The organism is Vibrio sp. 10N.222.54.A3 (assembly GCF_041474095.1).
Classification (GTDB): domain Bacteria; phylum Pseudomonadota; class Gammaproteobacteria; order Enterobacterales; family Vibrionaceae; genus Vibrio; species Vibrio crassostreae_C.
On the sequence record NZ_JBFRTN010000075.1, the window covers coordinates 1 to 26,967 of the forward strand.

At 44.0% G+C, this 26,967-nt stretch carries 21 protein-coding genes and 1 other annotated feature; of the genes, 12 read left to right on the top strand and 9 right to left on the bottom strand.

Annotated features, from left to right (window positions below):
• Positions 1-491: 491 nt before the first annotated feature.
• The 3 genes from clpB to rluD form a co-directional block, all read right to left on the bottom strand.
• Positions 492-3,065 carry an ATP-dependent chaperone ClpB gene (gene clpB, locus AB4507_RS16175; protein WP_048606842.1) on the bottom strand — a complete coding sequence of 858 codons (2,574 nt, stop codon included), beginning with the start codon at positions 3,063-3,065 and terminating at the stop codon, positions 492-494.
• Positions 3,066-3,207: 142 nt separating this feature from the next.
• Complete coding sequence (pgeF, locus tag AB4507_RS16180; RefSeq protein ID WP_065584732.1) at positions 3,208-3,948, bottom strand: peptidoglycan editing factor PgeF; 741 nt, start codon at positions 3,946-3,948, stop codon at positions 3,208-3,210.
• A gap of 2 nt (positions 3,949-3,950) precedes the next feature.
• Complete coding sequence (rluD, locus tag AB4507_RS16185; protein WP_017059364.1) at positions 3,951-4,925, bottom strand: 23S rRNA pseudouridine(1911/1915/1917) synthase RluD; 975 nt, start codon at positions 4,923-4,925, stop codon at positions 3,951-3,953.
• A gap of 137 nt (positions 4,926-5,062) precedes the next feature.
• Between rluD and AB4507_RS16190 the strand changes: the two genes are divergently transcribed.
• From AB4507_RS16190 to yjjX, 6 genes are all read left to right on the top strand, one after another.
• Positions 5,063-5,791 (top strand): outer membrane protein assembly factor BamD, encoded by a 729-nt coding sequence (locus AB4507_RS16190; protein ID WP_017059363.1) that lies wholly within the window; start codon positions 5,063-5,065, stop codon positions 5,789-5,791.
• Positions 5,792-5,931: 140 nt separating this feature from the next.
• A complete protein-coding gene (locus AB4507_RS16195) occupies positions 5,932-7,356 on the top strand; it encodes a lytic transglycosylase F (RefSeq protein ID WP_346393666.1) in 1,425 nt (474 codons plus the stop codon).
• 424 nt (positions 7,357-7,780) lie between these two features.
• The gene (gene hpf / locus AB4507_RS16200; RefSeq protein ID WP_004735034.1) at positions 7,781-8,116 is read left to right on the top strand and encodes a ribosome hibernation-promoting factor, HPF/YfiA family; all 336 of its coding nucleotides are present in this window, start codon (positions 7,781-7,783) and stop codon (positions 8,114-8,116) included.
• 110 nt (positions 8,117-8,226) lie between these two features.
• Positions 8,227-8,348: a sequence feature (Phe leader region), on the top strand.
• A 12-nt stretch (positions 8,349-8,360) separates the two neighbouring features.
• Positions 8,361-9,536 (top strand): prephenate dehydratase, encoded by a 1,176-nt coding sequence (gene pheA, locus AB4507_RS16205; RefSeq protein WP_017059361.1) that lies wholly within the window; start codon positions 8,361-8,363, stop codon positions 9,534-9,536.
• 333 nt (positions 9,537-9,869) lie between these two features.
• Positions 9,870-12,248: a putative bifunctional diguanylate cyclase/phosphodiesterase gene (locus AB4507_RS16210; protein WP_372152497.1), complete on the top strand. Its 2,379-nt coding sequence runs from the start codon at positions 9,870-9,872 to the stop codon at positions 12,246-12,248.
• Positions 12,211-12,732 (top strand): inosine/xanthosine triphosphatase, encoded by a 522-nt coding sequence (yjjX, locus tag AB4507_RS16215; protein ID WP_372182962.1) that lies wholly within the window; start codon positions 12,211-12,213, stop codon positions 12,730-12,732. Before AB4507_RS16210 ends, yjjX begins: the two co-directional genes overlap by 38 nt.
• A 128-nt stretch (positions 12,733-12,860) precedes the next feature.
• Here yjjX and trpR read toward each other — a convergent pair whose 3' ends face one another.
• Positions 12,861-13,154: a trp operon repressor gene (trpR, locus tag AB4507_RS16220; protein ID WP_017059358.1), complete on the bottom strand. Its 294-nt coding sequence runs from the start codon at positions 13,152-13,154 to the stop codon at positions 12,861-12,863.
• A 172-nt stretch (positions 13,155-13,326) separates the two neighbouring features.
• The gene (sltY, locus tag AB4507_RS16225) at positions 13,327-15,276 is read right to left on the bottom strand and encodes a murein transglycosylase (protein WP_102321444.1); all 1,950 of its coding nucleotides are present in this window, start codon (positions 15,274-15,276) and stop codon (positions 13,327-13,329) included.
• A gap of 263 nt (positions 15,277-15,539) precedes the next feature.
• Here sltY and ettA point away from each other — a divergent pair, with 263 nt between their 5' ends.
• The 3 genes from ettA (at position 15,540) to AB4507_RS16240 (ending at position 18,727) form a co-directional block, all read left to right on the top strand.
• Positions 15,540-17,207: an energy-dependent translational throttle protein EttA gene (gene ettA / locus AB4507_RS16230; protein ID WP_017056147.1), complete on the top strand. Its 1,668-nt coding sequence runs from the start codon at positions 15,540-15,542 to the stop codon at positions 17,205-17,207.
• A gap of 90 nt (positions 17,208-17,297) precedes the next feature.
• A complete protein-coding gene (locus AB4507_RS16235) occupies positions 17,298-17,666 on the top strand; it encodes a PilZ domain-containing protein (protein WP_372126164.1) in 369 nt (122 codons plus the stop codon).
• Between the two features lie 50 nt (positions 17,667-17,716).
• Positions 17,717-18,727 carry a M23 family metallopeptidase gene (locus AB4507_RS16240; RefSeq protein WP_372182963.1) on the top strand — a complete coding sequence of 337 codons (1,011 nt, stop codon included), beginning with the start codon at positions 17,717-17,719 and terminating at the stop codon, positions 18,725-18,727.
• Positions 18,728-18,888: 161 nt separating this feature from the next.
• Here AB4507_RS16240 and tyrA read toward each other — a convergent pair whose 3' ends face one another.
• The 3 genes from tyrA to nagZ all read right to left on the bottom strand — a co-directional run bounded on the left by tyrA (position 18,889) and on the right by nagZ (position 22,444).
• Complete coding sequence (gene tyrA, locus AB4507_RS16245; protein ID WP_017056144.1) at positions 18,889-20,016, bottom strand: bifunctional chorismate mutase/prephenate dehydrogenase; 1,128 nt, start codon at positions 20,014-20,016, stop codon at positions 18,889-18,891.
• 118 nt (positions 20,017-20,134) lie between these two features.
• Complete coding sequence (locus AB4507_RS16250; protein ID WP_017059354.1) at positions 20,135-21,208, bottom strand: 3-deoxy-7-phosphoheptulonate synthase; 1,074 nt, start codon at positions 21,206-21,208, stop codon at positions 20,135-20,137.
• A gap of 246 nt (positions 21,209-21,454) precedes the next feature.
• On the bottom strand, positions 21,455-22,444 hold the full coding sequence (nagZ, locus tag AB4507_RS16255; RefSeq protein WP_372102422.1) for a beta-N-acetylhexosaminidase: 990 nt from the start codon (positions 22,442-22,444) through the stop codon (positions 21,455-21,457).
• A gap of 121 nt (positions 22,445-22,565) precedes the next feature.
• Here nagZ and AB4507_RS16260 point away from each other — a divergent pair, with 121 nt between their 5' ends.
• Complete coding sequence (locus tag AB4507_RS16260) at positions 22,566-23,681, top strand: anhydro-N-acetylmuramic acid kinase (protein ID WP_372182964.1); 1,116 nt, start codon at positions 22,566-22,568, stop codon at positions 23,679-23,681.
• Positions 23,682-23,726: 45 nt separating this feature from the next.
• Positions 23,727-24,647: an N-acetylmuramic acid 6-phosphate etherase gene (gene murQ / locus AB4507_RS16265; protein WP_050651903.1), complete on the top strand. Its 921-nt coding sequence runs from the start codon at positions 23,727-23,729 to the stop codon at positions 24,645-24,647.
• A 117-nt stretch (positions 24,648-24,764) separates the two neighbouring features.
• Here murQ and AB4507_RS16270 read toward each other — a convergent pair whose 3' ends face one another.
• The gene (locus AB4507_RS16270) at positions 24,765-25,115 is read right to left on the bottom strand and encodes a DUF2799 domain-containing protein (protein WP_017059350.1); all 351 of its coding nucleotides are present in this window, start codon (positions 25,113-25,115) and stop codon (positions 24,765-24,767) included.
• Positions 25,116-25,469: 354 nt separating this feature from the next.
• Between AB4507_RS16270 and AB4507_RS16275 the strand changes: the two genes are divergently transcribed.
• Positions 25,470-26,960 carry a carbon starvation protein A gene (locus AB4507_RS16275; RefSeq protein WP_372182965.1) on the top strand — a complete coding sequence of 497 codons (1,491 nt, stop codon included), beginning with the start codon at positions 25,470-25,472 and terminating at the stop codon, positions 26,958-26,960.
• Positions 26,961-26,967: the final 7 nt, after the last annotated feature.

Genomic DNA, 26,967 nt, shown 5'->3' on the forward strand with positions numbered 1-26,967 from the left:
TAATGAATTGACTGTGCCGAATAACTACAAGTAGTTAAACGTATTGGTCACTCAGTTCATTGAAATCAATTTTGATTCCGAAGAATCTGTTTTATCTAACGATAAAACGTTTTGATATTCATCAACGAGTGCCCACACAGATTGATAGGTTTAAATTGTTAAAGAGCTTTACTTGTCGAGCATTCCTTTTAGGAAGGAGCCTCTCGAAGTGGACGGCCATTCTAGCGGATTGAATTCCAGTGTCAAACACTTTTTCCAGCTAATTTTTCAAAGCATCTTAAATGCTTATCACCGTCTTGTCACCCAGTTCAAACCGCTTGGTTATCCTTGGCAACGGAGGCGCATTATAGAGAGAATAATCCTTTGCACAAGGCTAAAAACGAAAAAAAGCCGCCACCGGCGACCGTTCGAACACTATTCACACAAAGCGTTCAAAATAGGTACGATCAAGCCTTAATTTCGACCAATCGCACCTACCGTTCTTACTTCAACTATTGGTGAGCAATAATGCGGTCGTTGTTTACTAATAGCTGCACTTTCTTATCTGGATTAATTTTTCCTGCCAATATCGCTTTCGCTAACGGGTTCTCGACACTTTGTTGAATCGCTCTTTTCAAAGGTCGCGCGCCATATACTGGATCAAAACCAACTTGAGAAATCAACTTGAGTGCTTTATCCGAGACTTCAAGCTCATAACCATTGTCTTCCATGCGCTTCTTAAGGTGCTCAAGCTGAATAGCGGCTATCGACTGAATGTGCTCTTGACCCAATGGATGGAACACCACGCTTTCATCAACTCGGTTCAAAAACTCAGGACGGAAATGTTTACCTACCACTTCCATCACTTCATTCTTTATTCCTTGGTAGTCGAGCGTATTGAAGTTCTCTTGAATTCTCGAAGAGCCAAGGTTGGATGTCATGATCACTACCGTGTTTCTAAAATCGACTGTACGACCTTGTCCATCGGTTAAGCGTCCATCATCAAGCACCTGCAATAAGATATTGAAAACATCCGGATGCGCTTTCTCTACTTCATCTAGCAAAATCACCGAGTAAGGCTTACGACGTACTGCTTCTGTTAAGTAGCCACCTTCTTCATATCCAACGTAACCCGGAGGAGCACCAACTAAGCGAGCAACAGAGTGTTTCTCCATAAACTCAGACATGTCGATACGCACCATTGCATCGTCACTATCAAACATGAAGTTCGCGAGTGTTTTACACAACTCCGTTTTACCAACGCCAGTTGGACCAAGGAATAAGAAAGAGCCAATCGGCTTGTTTGGATCAGATAAACCTGCACGGCTACGACGAATCGCATTAGATACCACTTCGACAGCTTCCGCTTGACCAATAACACGCTTATGTAGAACACCTTCCATTTTAAGAAGCTTCTCTTTCTCAGCTTCTAGCATTTTAGAAACAGGGATGCCTGTTTGTTTAGATAGCACATCTGCAATTTCTGCATCCGTGACCTTATTACGCAGCAGCGTCATTTCTTGCATTTCAGCTTGAGTCGCAAGATCTAACTGCTTCTCTAATTCTGGAATTCGACCGTATTGCAATTCAGACATTCGGTTAAGATCACCAGCACGTCTCGCAAAATCCATATCCATACGTGCTTGTTCTAGCTCTGACTTGATGTGTTGCGTGCCAGAAAGCGCGGCTTTCTCTGCATTCCACACTTCTTCAAGTTCTGCGAAATCGCGTTCTTTGTCAGAAAGCTCTTCTTGTAATGTTCGAAGGCGTTTTTCACTGGCTTCATCATTTTCATTGGTAAGAGCTTGCTGCTCGATCTTCAATTGAATGATTTTACGCTCGAGCTTATCTAACGACTCAGGTTTTGAGTCGATCTGCATACGGATACTCGAAGCCGCTTCATCAATCAGATCAATCGCCTTATCTGGCAATTGGCGATCAGAAACGTATCGATGAGATAAGGTTGCCGCCGCGACAATCGCAGGGTCAGTAATTTCTACATGATGGTGAAGTTCATAGCGCTCTTTCAAACCGCGGAGAATTGCGACCGTGTCTTCCACGGTTGGCTCATCGACTATCACTTTTTGGAATCGACGCTCTAACGCAGGATCTTTCTCTATATACTGCCGATATTCATCGAGTGTGGTTGCACCTACACAGTGAAGTTCACCACGAGCCAATGCAGGTTTCAGCATATTACCCGCATCCATAGAGCCTTCACCTTTGCCCGCACCGACCATGGTGTGAATTTCATCGATGAAGAGAATGATATTGCCCTCTTCTTTCGATAATTCATTAAGAACTGATTTTAAACGTTCTTCAAATTCACCACGATATTTAGCACCGGCAATTAAAGAGCCCATATCTAACGAAAGTACACGTCGGCCTCTCAAACCTTCAGGTACTTCATTGTTAATAATACGCTGAGCCAAACCTTCGACTATCGCTGTTTTACCGACACCTGGTTCACCGATAATGACAGGGTTGTTCTTGGTGCGGCGTTGAAGTACTTGGATAGTGCGACGGATTTCGTCGTCTCGGCCAATAACAGGATCTAGCTTGCCTTGCTCTGCTCTTTCGGTCAGATCAATGGTGAACTTCTCGAGTGCTTGGCGTCTATCTTCCGCATTCGGGTCATCGACCTTCTGGCCACCGCGGACTTGTTCAATAGCTTGAGATAATTTTTGCTCGGTAAGACCTAGCTCTTTAAGTAGGTTTCCTAAAGGACCTTTGTCTTCAATAGCAGCCAGTAGGAATACTTCTGAAGATATATAACTGTCTTGACGCTTTTGCGCGACCTTATCACACAGGTTAAACAGCGTTCCCATCGCATTCGATAGCTGAACGTCACCACCGATGCCACTTACTTTAGGCACTCGGTCTAATATTTCGCTCAATTTAGAACGCAATTGAACCACATCAATATTCAGCATGGTGAGCAATGGACGAATTGCACTACCATCTTGATTAAGCAAAGACACCATTAGGTGCACAGGTTCTATATATTGGTGATCACGACCTAATGCGAGCGACTGAGCATCAGATATCGCAATTTGGAATTTACTAGTGAATCGATCGAGACGCATGCCAACCTTCCTACTCTTAGATATGTTTATCTTATGGTTAGAAGATGGATACGGTAACGCGGATTTTCAAGGGATAAGAATGAAGAATAGAGCTGTTATAAAAATATAAATGAGCTGGATGACTGGTTGCACTAGTTAAAGGTTACTCTAACCAAATAAAAGTAGCTTGGCGTCCAGTAATACCATCACGACGATAAGAATAGAACGCATCGGCATCAGCGAAGGTACATAGATTAGAGTCTGTCACAGAAGTTACACCAACTTTGTTCAGTCGTTGCGTTGCAAGCTGAGACATATTCGCTAGCCATTTGCCTGGTTCAGCTTTGGCTTCAAATGCGAGCTTAGCTTGAGAGTCAAAACTAACGAAAGCTTCCAACACATCATCGCCTACTTCAAAAGCTTGTTTGCCTATTGCAGGACCAAGCCAAGCAATGATCTTATTCTCTGAACCTAAGTTTGAAAACTTTGCGACGGCATTTTCAAGAATGCCACCAGCAAGACCACGCCAACCAGCATGAACTGCAGCAACTTGAGTGCCTTTGGTATCAGTAAGGATTACAGGTAAGCAATCGGCTGTCATCGCAGAACAAACAACATCTTTAGCTGTGGTAAATGCACCGTCAGCATCAAGAATATCTGCCGTAGGGTGTAAAACCGTAACGACATCTGTTGAGTGAGTTTGATGTAGCCATACCGGAGCGGCAGGCATATTAGCGTGTTGCTTGAGCCAGGCTCTGTTGTTTTCAACAAGCGAAGCATCATCCCCAACATGCGTACCTAGGTTTAATCCTTGATACGCACCAGTAGAAAAACCATCAAAACGTGTCGAAGCAAATGCTTTCACGTTTTTTGGTGCATTCCAGTTAGGGATGATCATCGACATGATTAAATGTCGTCTTCCAAGTTTTCGCGCGCATCAACACGTAACGCTTCAGCCATCACGACCATGTCATTTGGCACAGGAGCGTGGAACTCAACTTCTTCACCTGTAATTGGGTGAACAAATTTAAGCATAACGGCGTGCAGTGCTTGGCGATCAAAAGAACGAATCATTGTTGTTAGTTCTTCAGATGCACCTTTTGGAATACGAGCACGACCACCGTATGCAACGTCACCTAGCAGCGGATGCTGAAGGTATGACATGTGAACACGAATTTGGTGAGTACGACCCGTTTCTAGGCGTAGACGAATACGAGTATGCTCGCGGAAGTGCTCAGCAACACGGTAGTGAGTTACCGCTGGCTTTCCTAATTCATTTACATCCATCAAGGTACGCTTAGTTGCATGACGGCTAATGCCTTTCTCTACCACACCACCAGCGGTCATTTTGCCAATTGCAATTGCTTCATATTCACGAGTAATACGACGCTTAGCAAGAGCACGCACAAGACGAGTTTGAGCTGGAACCGTTTTAGCCACAACCATAAGACCTGTTGTGTCTTTATCAAGACGGTGCACAATACCTGCACGAGGCACTTCTGCAATCTGTGGGTAATGGAAAAGCAATGCGTTTAGTATGGTTCCATCCGGTGTGCCTGCGCCTGGGTGTACAACCAGATCGCGAGGCTTATTGATAACCAATAAGTCATCATCTTCGTAGACAATGTTTAGAGGAATATCTTGTGCTTCCCAGCGCTCTTCATCTGCAAGTTCAGCTTGCAAGATGATCTCTTCACCGCCCAAAACCTTAACGCGCGGCTTTGTAATAACTTCGCCATCCACTTGGATTTTGCCGTCAAGAAGCCACTCTTTAATGCGAGAGCGAGAAAAATCGGTAAATAGTTCAGCGACAGCTTGGTCTAAACGTTGACCTAACTGGCTGCTTTTTACTGTGTCTGTTAATGTGATCTGCTGAGCCATATCGAACTTTTTTAAAAACCGTGAGACTAATACCCATTAGTATGGATAAAATAGAATAATTGCATCATTGTATCTGTTACTGGTTAGAAAGTAACGGAAGCTTACGAAATATTTAATTCAAGGAATCGACGCCTGACATGAAACACCTTACTTTATCGGGTCTATTAGCCGTATCACTCTTGGTTGGTTGTTCAAGTAGTGAAGAGATAGTGCCAGATGTACCACCATCGGTTCTCTACTCTGACGCTCAAGAATCACTGCAGAGCGGTAGCTGGCTTTCAGCAATAGAAAAGCTAGAAGCCCTAGACTCACGTTACCCATTCGGCGCCTATTCTGAGCAAGTACAGCTCGATCTGATTTACGCTTACTACAAAAATGATGACTTGGCACTTGGCCTCGCTACCATTTCACGTTTCCTACGTTTGAACCCAACGCATGAGAAACAAGACTGGGTTCTTTACATGCGCGGCTTAACGCACATGGCGCAAGACCGAAACTTCATGCACGATATTTTTAATATCGACCGTAGTGACCGAGATCCTGAACCAGTGAAACTTGCGTTTGCTGACTTCAAGCGACTACTCGAACGTTTCCCTAGTAGCCCTTATGCTGAAGATGCACAAAAACGCATGTTCGCACTTAAGAACCGCCTAGCAGAGTATGACTTAGCAACCGCTGATTTCTACCTACGCCGCGAAGCTTGGATTGCTGCGATCAACAGAACGCAAGAGCTGCAAAAAACTTACCCAGACACCATTGCTGCGCGTAAGTCTTTAGATATCCAGCTAAAAGCTTATCAACAACTCGGCCTAGATGACGCTGTGTTAAGAACAGAAAAGTTGATTGAGTTAAACCCACTACCTTAATCAAACCTCTTACATCTCAATCCTAAAAGCGCGCTAATTTACTAGCGCGCTTTTTTTCATCTACATATCGCAAACTTGATGGATCGCATAATACACGGTATCTTCAAAAGATAACTTTTAACAAAACATCAACATGGAGTGTGGATGTGAGTAGGTTGTTATTATTTATCTGGATATCGCTATTTAGCCACTTATCCTACGCATTAGAACTGTCTCCATTAAGCAATAAGCCTTACATGGGTGACTTGGATGTGCTCAAAACCAAAGGAACGGTTAGAGTGCTAGTGTCTGCCGATCTTGGTTTCTATTACATCGAGGATGGCAAGCCAAAAGGCATCGTGGCAGAAATGCTCTACCACTTTGAGAAAAGCCTTCGTAAGAAACATCCCTATCTCAATGTTCAAATCATCCCCGTGCAACGAGATGATCTACTTCCCTCTTTAGAGTCTGGCTATGGTGATGTCGCTGTCGCTAACCTAACGATCACCGATAAACGATTACGAACCATCGATTTTTCGGATCCGATGATTAAAGATGGTAAAGAACTCATTATCACAGGGAAAAAGGCCGAACCTATCACCGAAATCAAGCAATTGAGTGGCAAAGAGGTGTGGATACGAGCAAGCTCGAGTTACTTCGAGAGTGTACAAAGAGTTAATAAGGAGCTTAACGAGCTAGGTTTACCACCACTGCATGTCCACTTTATCGAGGAGTCATTACAAGACTACGAGCTGATAGAACTGGTTAACCAAGGTTATATACAAGGCACAATTCTGGATAACCATAAAGCCAAGCTCTGGATCGATGTAATGGAAAACATTCAAGTCCATAACGACTTACCTTTACGAGAAAATGGTCGTATTGCTTGGGCTTTAAGAAAAGACAGCCCTCAACTGAAGAAAGAGATAAACAAATACGTCAAGACCGCACGAACAGGCACCCTGCTTGGGAATGTCATCTACCAGAAATACATCGACAATACTCGCTGGTTAGGCCGAGCACTCAACCCCAATAAAGTAGACCGAGTAGCTAAACTCTCAGATGTCTTTGAAAAGTATTCGAGCAAGTATGAATTTGATCCTTTGATGATGTCAGCTCAAGGTTTCCAAGAATCAGGACTGGATCAGAGCCGGATTTCTCATCGCGGGGCTATTGGTGTGATGCAGGTATTACCGAGTACCGCCAAAGATAAAAACGTCAACATCAAGAACATCCATAAGGTGGATAACAACATCCATGCGGGTGTGAAGTATATGCGCTTTATCAAAGACCGATATTTTGACGACCCGGCAATATCACCCGACAATCAAATCTACTTTACCTTGGCTTCTTACAACGCTGGTCCTGCTAAGATCAGAAAGATGAGGAGCATTGCCAAGCAGAAAGGTTACAACCCAAACATCTGGTTTAAAAACGTAGAAATCATCACTCGCAAATACGTGAGTAAAGAACCCGTAACCTATGTTGCCAACATCAATCGTTACTTCGTAATCTATAAACAATTACAAGCTATCAATGCTATCCGAGAGGACGGCACAGCGAGATTACTGAACACTAACGACTAGGATCGCCTCCATCCCAGAGCTGGGGAGCCAAAGGTATTAGGTAAAGCTAAAAAACACAAAAGCCGCATAAGAATACTTATGCGGCTTTTGTTTATCTAATTCTGAAAAAGCTTATGTAGCGACCTATATTACAAGACCTATATCACAAAACACTATTGAGTAAATTTCAATCAAGCACTTTCCATAGGCTGTAGGACGCCCCTAAAAACTGATTTAATTTTTAGCGAAGCCTTGCCTCCAAGTTATCGTTTTTCATAAGGATAACAAGCATTTTTCGCCAAAAAGATACTAAGACTTGCGTAAGATCACATTTGATTTTAATGCTTATCCCACCCAACCAAAACAAGATCTAGATCACATTCTTTATTCCTAAAAGTCGTAATCTGAAGTTAACCCATGAGGGATACAACAGAGGAAAACTTCTATGAAAATGAACATCACTGGTAAAAACATCGACATTACCTCTGCAATCCGTGATCACATAGAAAGCAAATTTAAAAAGCTAGATAAATGGCAAGTAGACATCATTGGCTGCCAAGCGAGCTTTAGCGAAGAACCAAACAAGAAGAAGAAATTTGAAGCGGTACTAACCGTACCAAAAGGCCAACTTGTTGCTTCATCAATCCATGACGACCTCTACGTAGCGATCAACGAAGTAGAACAAAAACTAGAGCGTCAACTCAACAAGCTACGCCATAAACCAGAAGCGCGCCGCGCTGAAAAGCCTGAAATCGAAGAGCTAGAAGCTGAAGTAGAATAAGGAAAGAGAACAGATTAAAAAATAGCGCCTCAGGGCGCTATTTTTTTGCTTGACGCTCGTAGCTCGCTTGCTTATTGTGTTTAAACATTCATAAAACAATCACTTTTTATGCACACTCAATCTTTGTTTATTTTTGACTTCTTTTTTCTTCCGTAAATCGGAGGCTAAGTCGTTTTAGAAAAACAAGTCAAAAACGAACAAGAAGCCTCCCACACTAGGGAGGCTTTTTTATAAGGACACATTTATGACTGACCGCTCAATTTCACTGGATGATATCCGCCTTCGTCTTAATGATTTAGACGACGAACTCCTGAAGTTACTTTCAGAGCGTCGCAAGCTAAGTATCGAAGTCGCTAAAAGCAAAGTAGAGACATCAAAACCAGTTCGTGATGCAGTACGAGAACAACAACTATTAGTTAAGCTGATCAACAACGGCAAAGATAAATACGAACTTGATGCGCAGTACATTACCAAGCTGTTTCACACCATCATCGAAGATTCCGTTTTACTACAACAGTCATACTTACAAAACCTAGCGAACCCGCAAAGCCGTAAACCATTGGCTCGCGTTGCATTCTTAGGTTCTAAGGGATCGTATTCTCACCTTGCGAGCCGCGAATACTTCAGCCGCAAGAATATGGAATTGATTGAGCTGAACTGTAATCACTTCAAAGAAGTCGCATCAACAGTAGAGTCTGGCCATGCCGACTACGGTGTCCTGCCGATTGAGAACACCAGTTCAGGGTCAATTAACGAGGTCTACGACCTGTTACAGCATACGACTCTATACATTGTTGGCGAACTTTCTCAACCGATTGAGCACTGCCTTGTTGCTAAAAGTGATATCCGTTTAGAAGACATCAAAACACTCTACTCGCACCCACAACCTCATCAACAATGCAGTGAGTTCTTGAGCCGCCTTAAGGGTGTCAACCTTGAGTCTTGCGCAAGCACCGCTGATGCAATGAAAAAAGTTAAAGAATTGGGTGGTAATGACGTAGCTGCTATTGGTAATGCATCGAGCGGTAAGCTTTATGGACTACAGCCAATCCAGAGCAATATTGCAAACCAAACAGAGAACCACACTCGTTTCATCGTTGTGGCGCGTAAGCCTGTTGAAGTATCGACTCAAATACCAGCGAAAACAACGCTCATCATGTCGACATCTCAAGAGGCGGGTTCTTTGGTAGAAACACTACTGATCCTGCAACGCTTAGGCATCAACATGACTAAGCTAGAATCTCGTCCTATCATGGGTAATCCTTGGGAAGAGATGTTCTATGTCGATTTAGAGGCGCATCTGGATTCAGATAATATGCAACAAGCGATAACGGAACTAACAGCCATTACTCGCCACCTTAAGGTGTTGGGTTGCTACCCAAGTGAGAACATCAAAGCGACTCAAGTTAAGTTGTCATAGCTGAAAGTGAGTATCAGCTTTTAGCTAACATAAGTATTTGGCCTACAGCAGGCCAAATACTTAAATCACCCTCTAGTCGAGTACTATTCTCGCTAAGAAAACTCACCCTAGCATGCCTGAAACACAATTCACTTGTTTCGCACATTCGGCACGCTTACTCTCTCCACTACTTGAGCCTTTCTAACAAAAACTCATTAGTGGCTTTTTTTATCAATAAAGACAAAACCTTACCCCCTTCACAGGAAATCATCGAACTACGTATAATTAATAGCGAGTAAGCATTAAGTAACATAAACTTATGCGCTTAATTTATAAATAGTGTTGTCATTAACTATGAAGCTAAGTACTAAAATCTTACTACTAATAGCCCCTGTGATACTGATCAGTACCGCGGCTTCTAGCTATATTATTTATTCGACGCAAAAAAGCAGTTTCATCAAACGCGAAGACAACGCACTTCAACTGAACATGGAAAAACTAGCCGGATACTTTCGCCAATCTCGTTCGTTCCTCAATAGCTACTCTTACACCTTGACCCAGAGTGATATGGTGAAGCGTTATTTCCTCACTGATCAAAATCTATCTCGCGATCTTGAACTGGTCAGTAATCTTCGAGAAGCCATTCATTTCCTGCAAGATGACGATGAAAGCTATACAGGTTTAGCGCTTCTTAATGGTGATCGAAAACTGCGTTATTACGCGGATAATAGCAATGACTCACGCACTCAGATTGACAGTAAGATATTGGAGTATGTTGACCTGCACTATCAAGACACCTTAGCAACATCGAGTACCAACTATATTCAAAACTCCCAAGGCGAAGGGATGTTGGTTCACTATGACAAGGTAGATAGAAAAGCGATTTTCCCAACCGTTAACAATCAACCCGACGATGTGTTCTTTGTTGTTGTCTCTGTCTCTCTCGACAAATTTAATGCGCTGAGAAAACAGATAGAGTTCGACTACCAAACCAGCTTGTTCTTCACATCCATAGCGGTTTCTTTGGAAAATGATGTTACTCACTCAGTCAAGCTTGCACCAGAACTGTACGCCACGGTCGATCCGGCGCAATTCCTGTTGGAAAACAAGCTCGATTCAATTTGGAACAAGCTGAGTTTGTCGTTTGCACTGTCTGCGTTTGTAACTGTCGCTCTGCTACTCATGCTTCTGTCTCGCACTGTGATTACTCCAATAACACGGCTCGATCGACAGCTACAGCAAGTCGAAAAAAAACAACGTAAGAACATTGAACGCTTAGGCACTCGTGACGAGCTTGGCCGCCTATCACAGCGTTTTTATGACATGTATCAAGAGCTAGACAACACCTACCAGCAAACCAAGCTCTTGGCCGAAAATGATCAGTTAACTCAAATAGCCAATAGGCATCAGTTTCAAACCTTCGTTCAGCAATCGTTGCCAAAACCGAGTTCGAATACCGAAACCTGGGTTCTCTATTTTGACTTGGACAACTTCAAGTTTGTGAACGACAAATACGGACATCAAATCGGCGACTCGATTCTGGTCTCTTTTGCTCAGCGTATTTCAGATATTTGTCGTCATTATAAAGAGGAATTCGACGCTCATTGTATGCCAGCCCGACTTTCTGGAGACGAGTTCGTTGTCTACATTAACGCTCCTAGTCACCGAGGAAATGTCGCGCATCGATTCTCGAACGATTTGCTCACTCCACTGCAAAAAGGCTTTGTCACCGAATCAGGCAGCTTTCCGATCACGGTCAGTATTGGTATTGCGACCTACCCTAATGATGGCAACTCAATCGAGAAGCTTCTGTCCAACGCGGATACCGCGATGTACCAAGCCAAGCGTGCCGGTAAAAACCAATTTGCTGACTATTCACGGGATTTAGACAAAGCCATTCAGCGCCAAGCAGATATTGAACGTGCGCTTAGAGGTAAGAATTTTGATGATGAATTCAGGCTCGTTTACATGCCCTACATGGATTCCACCGGGACTGATGTTATTGGCGTTGAGGTGTTATTGCGTTGGAATTCAAAGCAACTTGGTTTGGTTCCACCAGATGAGTTCATTCCAATAGCCGAACAAACCGGGCTGTTTGAACATGTTGACCGCTGGGTAATACAGAATGCGTTTGCTTCATTCCATCGACTTCAGGCTCAATTTGATCACTCAATTCAATTGTCGATCAACCTATCTTCTGCTGGCATTGAAACCACTCATCTTGCGGGTTTCATTAAAGAACACGCGGAGTTAAATCGAATTCCACCAAGCCTAATCGATTTTGAAATCACTGAAACCTTTTACTCAAACTCAGAAGGCTTCCCATTGCTGAATGAGCTGTCATGCATGGGTTATCGACTGGCGATTGATGACTTTGGTTCCGGTTACACCTCTATCACTCAACTGGTGCAGTATCCAACTCAGAAAATTAAATTGGATAAAGCGTTTTTGGATACCTTAATTGAAACCGATAACCAGAACATCGTAAAACCAGTTATCGGGTTGTGTCATGCTCAGGGGAAAAAGGTCACCGCCGAAGGGATTGAAACTCAAGACATGCACCAGTGGTTACAGGATGCACAGTGCGATATGCTGCAAGGCTATTACTTTGGTAAACCCATGCCACTAGAAGAATTGAGTGACTGGTACCGACAACATCAACTCAATCTAATCGACAACAAAAAGAATCCGACACATGAAATCTGTAATCATCGCATCGCTGAACCCAGCTAAAATCAACGCCGTTAAAAGTGCGTTCTTATCTGCTTTTCCTGATACTGAATTTGATTTCCAAGGCATCAGCGTCCCTAGTGGTGTCGCCGATCAACCGATGAGCAATGATGAAACCTATCAAGGTGCCGTGAATCGAGTTCACAACGCAACTCAAGCTCAGCCTGATGCAGACTTCTATGTTGGTCTAGAAGCGGGAATAGAAACAAACGTCACCTTTGCCTGGATGGTGATCGAAGCGAATGGCCAACGTGGCGAGTCTCGTTCAGCAAGTCTGATGCTGCCACCAGCCGTGCTTGAGAAACTAGAGCATGCAAACGAGTTAGGGGATGTGATGGATGAAGTGTTTGGTACCGACAATATCAAACAGAAAGGTGGTGCCATTGGCCTACTGACACATAACCAATTGTCACGCAGTTCGGTCTATCATCAAGCTTTAATTTTGGCTCTGATCCCATTTGTGAATCCTGAACACTTTCCTATTTAGTATTTGAGGCTTCCTTAAACTTCAAAAGATTCCAAGAACAATCTTCAGAAACAAAAAACGCTAACATCCAGTTAGCGTTTTTTATCGAATTCGTATTCATACTATCGCGTGATAGCTTAATTCCATTATTACTTTAGCAATAGGTCGGCGATCACGACTTTCTCTTGCTCAGATTTGGCCTTTAGCTCATTTGAGCCTCTGGTTATCGTCGCTACGCCTACGCCCAGCATTTGACTCACCTGTCGTTGAGACATATCGCCTTTCATCAGCTCACAGAAGATATTAATTCGAGCAACCAGAGCATCTCGCTCGTCTGGTGTCATCATCATAGTCAACAACAGCTCGTGCTGATCTTTTTCGACAGCCGTCTTTACCAAGTCCATCAGTTGTTGCCAATTATCATATTCAGGTTGTGATGCCATATCTCTACACTTACTTTTAAATTCTGACTTTAAAGAGTCGCTTAACGATTGAAAGCGTTTAACACTTTATACCGAAACACTTGATGCGATCCAATGTAAAAAGGCAGTAAGTGGAAATGGTTAGCACTCACTGCCTTTATTCTTACTCAGTTTCGGGCCAAATGCCGAAGGCTTAGTATTTCGTTTTTGCCTCATGGGGCGCTAAAAACGTCCCTTTCTCACCCAAGATATCTCGATAGTAGGTCTCAAACATCAAGATATTCTGAACGTAGCCACGTGTCTCTTTGAATGGGATCATTTCGATAAATGCAAAGGCATCGAGCTTTTCATCGCTGCGTGAACGCCACTGTTTCACACGGCTAGGTCCAGCATTATAAGCCGCAAACGCAAAGATACGGTTGTCATCATATTGAGCGAGTAAACCATCTAAGTAGTGACTGCCAATCTCAATGTTTTTGCCGACATCATAAAGATCATCGCTGCCCTGATACTTAATCTTATGTTTGTTCGCTGTGTATTGCGCCGTCTTGGGCATAATTTGCATAATGCCACGCGCGCCAACTGGAGAGCGAGCTTCTGAATCCATCGCGCTCTCTTGTCTTGCTAAAGACATCAAAGTGATTGGATCGAGATCGTGCTTTTCAGCGTAGAAGTTAAACCACCACTTATGAGCAACAGGGAAGCGCAGCGCAATGTTATCCCACATCTTCGCAGAGATACTCGCTGTTACGGTAAAGTGATTCCAACGCTGTGTCGCAGCGTAAGCGGCAAGCATCTCTTTTTGCTCTTTATCTGCATTGGTCAGTAACCAGCGCCATTCACTTTTCGCTGCCGCAATTTTGTCTCGGTCAATCAGTTCACCAATACGCACCAAAGAGGTGTCGAATGGCTTCACTGTTTCAGCATTGTATTTAAGTGTCGATGTTGGATATTGAACTGGCTTACCTAACTGCTTAGCCGCAGCCACACTGTAGAAATTACGCTGACCCAAGATATCTGACAGTCGCTTATTGCCTTTGTCAGTATCGCCCGTCGCGATTTCAGCTCTGCCCTGCCAATATTGCCAACGAAGCGAAGCCTGATGTTTATCATCCAAGCGCGCTATCCACTCTTTCAAACCCGTCCAATCGGCATGTTGAATTGCTAAGCGAGCACGTCGTTCCAGCAGAACTTGCTTTGATGAACTCGCGAGCATTTTGTCGCGCCACACCATTAACTCTTCAGAGTCGGTGTTGATCAGACGAAACGTTAGGTAATCAGCGAGCTCTTGAGATTTCTCTTTCGAAAACTTCTGAGCCTTGATGACATCATCAAACACCTTTTGAGCACTGCTTGATGATTTCCTTGCTAGCTTCTCGAAAGCAAACTCGGTTTGAGCTTGGTAGAATTCATTCGCTGGATGTTTTTTAGCAAACGCGAGTACATTTTCAGGCTTGTTGTACAACGCCTTCATCTGCTTCGCTTGAGCAATTGACTCATCATGATCCAATTGCTTAATCAGATAGCTCATTAACTTACCGTTACGGCCCTCGAACGCTAGCAGCATTCTATCCAGAATCAGCTCATCAGTTCTTAGCCCAGCTTGATCCCAGCTTTTAAATAAAGGGTCACAAGCGTCATCAACACCACTACCACTCAACCAAAGTTGTTTAGCTCCTTTAAAGGCAAGCTCTTGGTTACCTTGCTCGTAATGCGCTCGATAATAAATACATTGGTATTTTTCACCGACAGGCTCTTTGGTTTGAAACTCAAGGATCGTCTTCCACTGTTTTTGAGAAGCCAATGAGTCCAAATAAGGTGCGCGCATTCGATTGGAGAAAGGCAATGCCTTGTTCTCTTCAATGAAAGCATCGACCTCAGCAGGTGTGCGATCACCTAAGCCAATCAGAAAGGCCCGATAATCGGTGTAAGGTGTTAAAGGGTATGTTTGAATTTTGTTACGCAGCGCGGAGTAAGCTTTTAGATCACGGCTGTCTAAAACCTCTTGCGCTTTATCATAAACGTCACGCTGCATTTCAAGCTCGGATGCATTGCTAGCCATAGCGACTGGAGCCAGTGAAACCGAAGACAAAATTGCCGATGCAGCCACAGCAATTTTCGTATTACCAATGCGGAAAAACATTCGCTCTTTCCTTAGTGCGTGTATGAATACGTGAAGTCTATTTACGCCCGACATCACATCAAATGTAAAGGATTTGAGTGTAAATATTATTAATATTTAACACTTCGCCTCAGAAGCCCATTAAATATAGTTTTAATGACCAATGTGACAATAATAGGTAAGGATTAGTTCAAGAGTGGCTTTTCTGCCCTAGGAGTAACATCTTTGAGGATATTGGTATAAAATAGCAGACAATTTTGAACAATAATTAGGATCGATCGGCAATGGCTGAATACGTATATACCATGTCTCGGGTGAGCAAAACTGTTCCACCTAAGCGTCAAATTCTTAAAGACATTTCTCTTAGCTTTTTTCCTGGCGCTAAAATCGGTGTTTTGGGTCTAAATGGTTCAGGTAAATCTACCCTACTACGTATCATGGCTGGTATTGATACTGATATTGATGGTGAAGCACGTGCACAACAAGGCCTTAAAGTAGGTTATCTACCACAAGAGCCTGTGCTAGACGAATCAAAAACTGTTCGTGAAATCGTAGAAGAAGCGGTTTCTGACGTTGCTGACGCACTTAAGCGTATTGATGCGGTTTACGCAGCTTACGCAGAACCAGATGCAGACTTCGATGCACTGGCAAAAGAGCAAGGCGAACTAGAAGCTCTGATTCAAGCAAAAGACGGTCACAACTTAGAGACTGCTCTAGAGCGTGCTGCTGATGCACTTCGTCTTCCTGAGTGGGATGCGAAAATTGAATTCCTATCAGGTGGTGAGCGTCGTCGTGTTGCTATCTGTCGTCTACTTCTTGAAAAGCCAGACATGCTGCTTCTTGATGAACCAACCAACCACTTGGATGCAGAATCAGTAGCATGGCTTGAGCACTTCCTTGTTGATTACAGTGGTACTGTTGTGGCGATTACCCACGACCGTTACTTCCTAGACAACGCAGCTGGCTGGATTCTAGAACTTGACCGTGGTGAAGGTATCCCATGGGAAGGTAACTACACGTCTTGGCTAGAGCAAAAAGACGAGCGTCTTAAGCAAGAAAAAGCGGGCGAAAGCGCACGTCAAAAGACAATCGAGAAAGAACTTGAATGGGTTCGTCAAAACCCTAAAGGCCGTCAAGCTAAGTCTAAAGCTCGTATGGCTCGTTTTGAAGAATTGACAACTGGCCAATACCAGAAGCGTAACGAAACCAACGAACTGTTCATCCCGCCAGGTGAGCGTCTAGGTGATAAAGTTCTTGAAGTGAACAACCTGACTAAATCGTTTGGTGATCGCGTTCTTATCGACGACCTATCGTTCAGCATGCCTAAGGGCGCAATCGTCGGTATCGTTGGTGCCAACGGTGCAGGTAAATCAACACTATTCAAGATGCTAAGCGGTGCAGAACAGCCAGATTCAGGTACAGTTGAACTAGGCGAAACCGTTAAGCTTGCTTCTGTTGATCAGTTCCGTGACAGCATGGACGACACTAAGACAGTATTCCAAGAGATCTCTGAAGGCGCTGATATCATTAAGATCAACAACTTCGAAATCCCTGCGCGTGCTTACTGTTCTCGTTTCAACTTTAAAGGCAACGACCAACAGAAGATCATCGGTGAGCTTTCTGGTGGTGAACGTAACCGTGTTCACTTAGCGAAACTGCTAAAAGCGGGCGGTAACGTACTGCTACTCGATGAGCCTACCAACGACCTTGACGTTGAAACGCTACGTGCTCTTGAAGAAGCACTGCTTGAATTCCCGGGCTGTGCAATGGTTATCTCGCATGACCGTTGGTTCCTTGACCGTATTGCGACCCATATCTTAGACTACCGTGATGAAGGTCAAGTTAACTTCTACGAAGGTAACTATACTGAGTACACTGAGTGGCTTAAGCAGACTCTAGGCGCACAAGCGGCAGAGCCGCACCGTATCAAGTACAAGCGTATAGCTAAGTAAATAAGCTTGTATTTTGAACAAAGGCCGCGATAATAGCGGCCTTTGATATATCTGGCTTACGTGTAATGCATCGATATAGAGAGATTACTTATGGTTGAAAGACGTCAATTTTCACGAGTTATTTATCAAGTCCCGACTGAGATCTCACAAGGACACGTAAATGTATCAGGCTCAGTGCAAGACTTATCACTCCATGGTTTACTCATTCAATGCAATGAATCAAAACAACTTAGCCATGATGTCCCTGTTCAAGTGAGCTTTAAACTCGAAAACAGTGATATCAATATTCAGTTAGAAGCAACGATAGTCTCTACCATCAATACCTCAATGCGTTTACGCATAGAGCATTTAGATATTGATAGTATCAGCCACCTTAAGCGCCTTGTTGAGCTTAATGTCGGCGACGATGAACTGCTTTATAGAGAGATTGAACACCTTACCGATTTGGGTAAGGAATAATATCTCCATTACCCTTTTTTCTATTAGAAGCATTTAGTTAATACAGAACCATGTCTAAAAAAATTTCCATTACTATTCCCTCTAACCAAGGGGAACAGACGTTTTACTTCGGCCGAAAAGCCGTGCTCATGTGCACCACTGCCATGTTTTCAGTACCACTGTTAATTGGCGGAGCTGCATACATGCACTTCGAAGGTAAACAAGAGCTCGCAATGCAAGCGGGTGATGCACAACAGTTGATTGAAACGCTGATTGTTGAAAAAGAGCAAACCGAGTTTCTTTACGCTGAGCAGGTAGAAACCAACCATTCGCTATCGCAAACATTGACAGAAAAAGAAGGCACCATTCAACTGCTTGGTAAGCGTGTATTTGATGTGGAATCCGTGCTGGGTCTTGCTGATGAAGAACTGCTTACCGATGATATTTCTTTAGAAGATCGCATTGATGCGGCTGCAGTCGATTCAGCAGTAAGAGCGACAATGTTCCGTTTGATTCCAAACGACAGTCCGATGGCTTATCAACGTATCTCTTCTTCTTATGGTAGCCGCACTAACCCTATTTCAGGTAAACGCCATGTACATACCGGTATCGACCTGACGTGTAAGCGTGGTGAAGATATTGTAGCGCCAGCAGATGGCGTCATTGAAACAGTGCGCCCAAGCAAAAAAGGCTTCGGTAACTTTATCACAATGCGTCACTCGTTTGGTTTCATGAGCTCATACGCACACCTACAAAAATTCAAAGTACGCAGCGGTCAGTTTGTGAGTAAAGGTGATGTGATTGCGAGCTGTGGTAACTCTGGTAACTCAACCGGTCCACACTTGCATTATGAAGTACGCTTCCTTGGTCGCTCACTGAACCCGCAATACTTGATGGATTGGACACCGGAGAACTTCAACTACGTGTTCGAGAAAGAGAAAAAGGTTAAGTGGGGCCCACTGGTTCAACTGATTGATAATGTGGTTCGCTTGCAGATCAACCTGACTAACGTGCCTTACATTAGCTCAACCATCGACACGGTATCGAGTGAAGATAGCAAAAAACCTATCACGACTAACTAGTTGTTAATGGCTAACTAGTTGTTAATAGATAAGAGCTGTTGATTTGGCCTATGATGTTCTAATTGCTTTTAGCCTACTGTTGGCCAAATGCTTTCATAGCGTTCAACACAAACAAAAAGAGCGACCAGATGGTCGCTCTTTTTTATGATTTCAAATCAGTATTAACCACGATGAATCGAGTCATGTGCTTGTTTTAGAAGACTTTGGCTCTCTTGCAAGAATTGTTGTGAGTAGTCACCAAACCAATCACTCACTTGGTTGAAGCTCTCAACAAACTTAGCCTTATCTTTGCCATCTAGAATTTCTAACGCTTCTCCGAAACAGCTATGGAAGCGTCGAATCATCTCAATATTCTCATCCGAAGAAAGAATGATATCGCCGTACAAGTTCGGGTCTTGAGCAAACAGACGACCAACCATCGCAATCTCAAGTCGGTAGATTGGCGAGCTTAGTTTCAGAAGTTGATCAATGTTCGGGTTCTCTTTACTCAGGTGCAAGCCGTAAGCAAAAGAGGTGAAGTGACGAAGTGCTTGAATCAAGGTCATGCCGTGATCGTGTTCAGCTGCATCCATCTGGCAAAGGCTCGCGCCCCAAATACCAAATTGATTCAGTAGCCATTGGTAACTTTCAGAACCACGACCATCACTGTAAACAATCACCTGCTTAGCAAGGCTAGGAACATCAGGACCAAACATTGGGTGCAATCCAACTACTGGGCCTTGATGCATGTTCATCATTGCTTGTAGAGGTTTAGATTTAATTGACGTCAAATCACATAGAATACAATCGCTTGGTAGATTACCTAGCTTCGCAATCACACCTTCCGTTAGGTGAATTGGAACCGTAACAACCACAAGCCCAGCATTATCTAAGATTTCGTCGGCCTTATCCCAATCTTGGCTGCCAAGGATTTTTACTTCGTAGCCAGACAGTTTGAACATACGACCAAACAAGCCACCAAGTTGACCATTACCACCAACGATAACCACTGAACGTAACTCTGGGTTAAGACACTTAAAGCCAGAATCTTTCTCGCTGGCATAAGACTCACGCATAGTACGACGCAAAATATCTTCGATTAACTGTGGTGGAACCCCTATTTTCTCAGCTTCTTGACGACGAGATGCCAGCATCGCAGCTTCACGCTCTGGTACATAAATAGGTAAACCATGTTCACTTTTTACTTCGCCTACTTTCTCTACTAGAGCAAGGCGTTGAGCCAGTAAATCCAACATTTGTTTATCGACAGCATCGATTTGGTCGCGTAATTCGTTCAGTTCAACGGCCATTTTATTCCTTACTAATCTATAAGCCCGTGCCAATCTATCAGCCCACAATCACGTAGGTTCGCTAGCAACAGATCTTAAAATGCCCCATTAGATGAGGCACTTAAATTTAAAACTCTGACTAACCTTTCAAGCGGTTCTCTAAGAACGGGACTAATTCCGTATGTGCATGTTTCAATAGTGCCTCAGTTGAATCCCAATTGATACACGCGTCGGTAATAGAAACGCCGTATTTCATCTCATTGAGAGGTATATCCGAAGATTGGTTTCCTTCGTTAATATGGCTTTCAATCATAAGGCCGATAATCGATTTGTTGCCTTCACGAATTTGGTGAATCACATCTTCTGCAACTAAAGGTTGGCGACGGAAATCTTTACGAGAGTTCGCGTGGCTACAGTCGACCATTAGCGCTGCCTCTAAGCCAGATTTACCCAGCTCTTGCTCACATTCGTGTACCGATACTGAATCGTAGTTCGTCTGCTTACCGCCACGTAAAATCACGTGACCATTTGGGTTACCTTGCGTTGTTAGTAGTGCAACCTGACCTTCGCGGCTGATACCCATGAAACGGTGGCTAGAAGAAGCCGCCTGCATTGCGTTGATTGCAGTGCCTAGGTTGCCATCGGTGCCGTTTTTAAAACCGATTGGCATTGAAAGACCACTTGCCATCTCACGGTGAGTTTGAGATTCAGTCGTACGAGCGCCAATAGCCGCCCAGCTGAAGGTATCTGCTAGGTATTGCGGGCTAATTGGGTCTAATGCTTCAGTCGCTAGTGGGATTTCCATCTCAGCGAGTTCAACAAGTAGTTCACGACCTACATGCAGACCATGCTCAATATCGAAAGTGCCGTCTAGATGTGGGTCATTGATCAAACCTTTCCAACCGACAGTGGTACGAGGTTTCTCAAAGTAAACACGCATAACAATATACAGTTGATCGCTAAGTTGCTCAGATAAGGCTTTTAGGCGTTTCGCGTACTCTTTCGCAGCTTCAATGTCATGGATAGAACATGGGCCACATACAACAAGCATGCGATGATCTTTCTTATGAATGATGTTTGCGATAGTTTGACGAGACTCTTGAATGAAACGACGAGCATTATCACTCAAAGGCAGTTTTGCTTTTAACTCCTCAGGAGTAATCAGTACCTGTTCGTCGATGATATTGACATTGCTTAATTCACTTTTCTGCATAACTCAACCTGTATATTTATTTTTACACCCAACATTTCCATTTGGGCTAACAATCTTTAAAAACACAATAACAGCTAAAAAAACGATTGCAAGTGTAAACAATAAAAAACATTAACTGTAAATTTTATCTTACACATTGAATTTAGCTCACTCTAAGAGATAAATAGGTTTAAACCATGGATCACACATACAAAAAAGGCGATATTTATCATATCGCCTTATCTAAAATTATTATGTGTTTATTTATCACTCACTGCCTAGCATTCGCTTAATCGTCTCTGAGGTCTCTTTCCACCTAGCATCCGAGTGAAGTGTCGACAAATCAAAGCTGTGTTTTTTAAGCAATGAGTTGGCTAAAGGCACCTCTTGAATCGCTAAGTTATCCAGAGCTTCAATTTGTGCATCTCGTTTATTACACATCAACACCATGTCACAACCTGCATTCAAGGCCGCTTTCGCTCTGTCGGCTGGTCCACCCATAATGGCAGCGCCTTCCATCGTTAAATCGTCAGAGAATACCAAGCCTTTAAACCCAAGCTGCTGCTTCAATACTTTCTGTAGCCAATACTGTGAACCACTCGCAGGTTGATCATCATAGTGAGAGAAAACCACGTGAGCTGGCATCATGGCATCCAATATTCCAGCTTCAATTTGCGCCTTGAAGATTGCCATATCGGTTTCGAAGATGTCGTCTCTAGGGTCATATGGCGTCTCTAAGTGTGAGTCAGCAATCACGCCACCATGTCCAGGGAAGTGCTTGCCTGTCGTCGCCATGCCAACCGACTTCATGCCTTTGATGAAAGCGCTGCTATGACGAACAATGGTATCAATATCTTCACCAAACGCTCGGCTACCAATTGCTTTACAGTCGTGGCCTTTGTCTAATACTGGCGCAAAGCTCAGATCGATATCGTGGGCAATCAATTCTGCCGCCATCAGCCAGCCAGCCTGTTCTGCTAAATGTTCACCGTTATTCTTAGTCGCAAATTCCTGAGCAGCAGGAATAATTGAAAAGCCGTCACGAAAACGCTGAACTCGACCACCTTCTTGGTCAACACCAATCAAAATAGGACGTTTCGCTACCTTGCGAATTTCTTTGTTTAACGCCGATAACTGTTTGCTATCGTGGTAGTTTCGAGCAAATAAGATGAGACCACCAACAGTTGGGTGCTCTAAAATTTCTTTGTCTTCCGCAGTCAGTTCGTAGCCTGCAACATCAACCCACAACGGTCCCATATTTATCCCTTATTAAACCTAATTTCATAAACTTCCCGAGGTTATTCTCTTTAAATTTGCTTTACAATGTTTTTAAACCAATCTGTGGAAGACTTTAAGAATGCAGTGCAAGAGCTTAGAAATGGATCATAAAGAACTGTATATCGGTGTGATGTCAGGGACGAGTATGGACGGTGTTGATACTGCCTTAGTGTCGATTGAAGATACGCGCATCACATTGCTTGCTCATGATGAGTTCCCAATGCCTGACGACCTCAAAGTGCGTCTGCTTGAAGTTTGTATTGGTCAGAAAACCGATTTAATTGCCATTGGAGAACTCGACCACCAGCTTGGCCATCTGTTTGGCGATGCGGTTTTGCAACTTCTCGAAAAGTCAGGTACACCTGCATCTTCTGTGACTGCGATTGGTAATCATGGTCAAACGGTATTCCACCAGCCAAGCGGCGAATCTCCATTTACCATGCAGTTGGGTGATGCCAACATCATTGCCGCTAAAACACAGATTCAAACGGTTGCCGATTTCAGGCGTAAAGACATGGCATTAGGCGGACAAGGTGCGCCATTAGTCCCTGCCTTCCACCATACTATTTTCCAGCCACAAGACAGCTCAGTTGTGGTGTTGAATATTGGTGGTATCTCGAATATTTCAGTGCTGCGCCCTAATCAGCCAACACTTGGTTATGATACTGGCCCGGGCAATATGTTGATGGACGCTTGGGTTGATAAACACACGGGCGATAAGTTTGACCGTGATGCCCAATTTGCGCTTAAAGGTCAGCTCAATCAAGCCTTTCTCGAACAGTTGTTAAATGAATCTTATCTATCTCAAATACCACCGAAAAGTACTGGTAGAGAACTGTTTAATCTACCGTGGCTAGAGCAACAATTAACAGAATTTAAAGATCTTGCAGCAGAAGATGTTCAGCGCACACTTTGCGAATACACCGCATTGACGATAGCCAATGAAGTGGAGACTTATCGCTTGGGTGACCAGCCTGCACTGTATGTGTGTGGCGGTGGTACACGAAATCCATTGTTGATGAAGAGGCTGTCTGAACTGCTTCCAAGTTGGGAGGTTGACTCAACCACCAGTAAAGGCGTGAACGCCGATTACATGGAAGCGATGGCTTTTGCGTGGCTTGCTCAACGTCATATTCATCAACTGCCAAGCAATTTACCAGAAGTGACTGGCGCAAGCAGAGCGGCCTCTCTAGGCGTTCTCTATCGTGCTGACTAAACAACTTTAGAACCATCATTTTAGAATCACCATTTAAGGATCATTATGAGTAACGACGCTCTCATATCAGCGCTCTCGCACCTCGTTTCGGAGGGGAGAAACCCTGACACTATGGATATTGATCTGCTCACCTCTCTCGAAGTGGTTGAAAAGATTAACCAACAAGACAAACAAGTCCCACTGGCGATTGAAGCGGAACTGCCACAGATCGCGAAAGCGGTCGATAAAATTGCTCATGCCTTTCAAAACGGTGGTCGACTGATTTATATGGGCGCAGGCACCAGTGGTCGATTAGGTGTGTTAGACGCCTCAGAATGCCCACCGACTTTCGGTGTTTCGGACAAAATGGTTATCGGCTTAATTGCAGGCGGACCAGAGGCGATTTTAAAAGCCAAAGAAGGTGCAGAAGACTCGCTAACTCTCGGCATTGAAGATCTGAAAGCGATTCAGTTTTCAGAAAATGATGTCGTGGTAGGTATTGCTGCGAGCGGTCGCACACCTTACGTGATTGGTGCACTCAACTATGCCAATCAGCTTGGCGCAGTAACGGTTGCATTATCTTGTAACCCTGACTCTCCAATTGCTGAAATCGCTCAAATCGCAATTAGCCCGGTGGTTGGCCCAGAAGCATTGACTGGTTCAACACGACTCAAATCAGGTACAGCACAAAAGCTGGTGCTTAATATGCTGACCACTGCCAGCATGATTCGCATTGGTAAGAGCTACCAAAACCTTATGGTCGACGTAAAAGCGACCAATGAAAAGTTGGTTGCCCGCGCCGCTCGTATCGTTATCCAAGCAACGGAGTGCGATAAAGCACTGGCGGTGTCGACACTTAAAGCGACTGATTACGATGTGAAGTTATCGATTTTGATGATTCTAACAGGGCTAGATTTAGAGTTAGCCAAGGCTCAGCTTGATAAGCAAAATGGCTTCTTGAGAAAAGCCGTCGAGAATAATCAGTAATCTTAATTTGGCTTGTAGCTTCTCATTTAGACAGCTACTTCAACGACATACAAAAAGACCAGCACACACGCGGTACTGGTCTTTTTTTAGTTTTAATTTTTTATGGCTAGCTTGGGCTTAATAGTCGTTTGAGAACTCGTCCCAGCCGCGTTGCCATTCCATACGGAAACGTTGAGCGTCTTCCGTACCAGAACACACGCCTTCATACACCTGACCAGATAAACCAATCTGATAAGCATGGTTCGGATTACAATATTCAGTCACACCTAGGTGATAACCTTCTGTGTAACTCGCTTGATCGACTGCGCCAAGCTCAGTCATCTCTGAATACGAACGCTGAGTGTGGCCTTTGATACCATCACGATAGCCAATCTCTTGCCAATTGCCTTCAGCTGCTAAATCTTGAACATTGGCGCTGCATCCTGCAAGGCTAAATGCCACGGCGAATAGTACGATTATTTTTTTCATTTCAATCCTTTATATTGTTACTTCACCACTTTCTGACGAAGCGCTGCCTTTGTGGTGATTCTCCGCTGAACGCCTATCGATGTCCACTTATTGTCTAATGTTCGCCACTTTAGGTTCATTCCGACCACTCAGAATCAATAGTCGCCGTTAAGCCAACTCAAACAACCTCTCTATAGAGCTAATAGGCCTCTCGATAGAAATATCGGCCACTCAGCACAGTGAACAAACCACTAAATCAGTTATAACACCGCTAAATTGGCTATTCGACCACTCACTCTCGTAGCGGAAGTTTCTTCTCATCGACTCCTTTAATATACACCCTGACTTAATTAATACATTCAGGGATAACAAATTATGATGTGGTTTCTTACCTGTGTCGCAGCACTCATTGGTGGCTACTTTATTTACGGTACCTTTATCGAGAAGATTTTCGGTATCAATGAAAAACGCCAAACACCTGCTCACACTAAGCAAGATGGCGTGGACTACGTTCCAATGTCGACACCAAAGGTTTACCTAGTTCAGCTGCTTAACATCGCAGGTGTAGGTCCAATCTTCGGCCCTATCATGGGTGCCCTTTATGGTCCAGCAGCAATGCTTTGGATCGTTCTAGGTTGTATCTTCGCAGGTGCAGTACACGACTACTTCTCAGGTATGTTATCTATCCGTAATGGCGGAGCTTCGGTTCCAACCATCACTGGACGTTACCTAGGCAATGGCGCAAAACACTTTATGAACATCTTTGCCATTGTTCTACTGCTTCTTGTTGGTGTGGTATTCGTATCTGCTCCAGCAGGTATGATCACTAACCTAGTGAACGACCAAACTGATTTCGCGATGTCTGCAACTACGATGGTTGTTATCATCTTTGCTTACTACATCATCGCAACGATTGTCCCTGTCGATAAAATCATTGGTCGCTTCTACCCACTGTTCGGTGCACTGCTTATCTTTATGTCTGTTGGCCTAATCACTGCGATTGGTCTATCTGACGAACACCAAATCATGGGGGGCTTTGAGATCAGCGACATGTTCACCAACATGAACCCGAATAACCTACCACTTTGGCCTGCTCTCTTCATCACTATCGCATGTGGTGCTATCTCTGGCTTCCACGCCACTCAGTCTCCTCTGATGGCGCGTTGTATGGAAAACGAGAAGAACGGTCGCTTCGTATTCTACGGCGCAATGATTGGTGAAGGCATCATCGCTCTAATCTGGTGTGCACTTGCTCTGTCTTTCTTCGGTTCGGTTGAGTCTCTGTCTGACGCAATTGCAAACGGCGGCCCAGGTAACGTGGTATACAGCGCTTCATTTGGTCTACTGGGTGTATTTGGCGGTATCCTTGCTTTCCTTGGCGTGGTTATCCTACCAATCACTTCTGGTGACACAGCGTTCCGTTCAAGCCGTCTTATCCTTGCTGAATACTTCAACATGGAACAGAAAACACTGCGTAACCGTCTACTAATGGCGTTACCACTGTTCGTTATCGGTGGCATCCTGACTCAAGTTGATTTCGGTATCATCTGGCGCTACTTCGGTTTTGCTAACCAATCAACAGCCGTAATGATGCTGTGGACAGCTTCAGCTTACCTACTTCGCCACAACAAACTGCACTGGGTAACAACTGTTCCAGCTATCTTCATGACGTCTGTGTGTATCACATTCATCCTGAACAACAGCCAACTGGGCTTCGGTCTACCAATGCAAATCTCAACCATCATTGGTGTGGTGAGTGCGCTAGGTGTTGCGGCTTACGTTATTAAAATTTCAAAAGGCAAAGGCGATATCGACCTAGCTGATGAAGAAGAGAAAGAAGCAAAAGGCGTTACCAAAACAGCCTAGTTCTTTA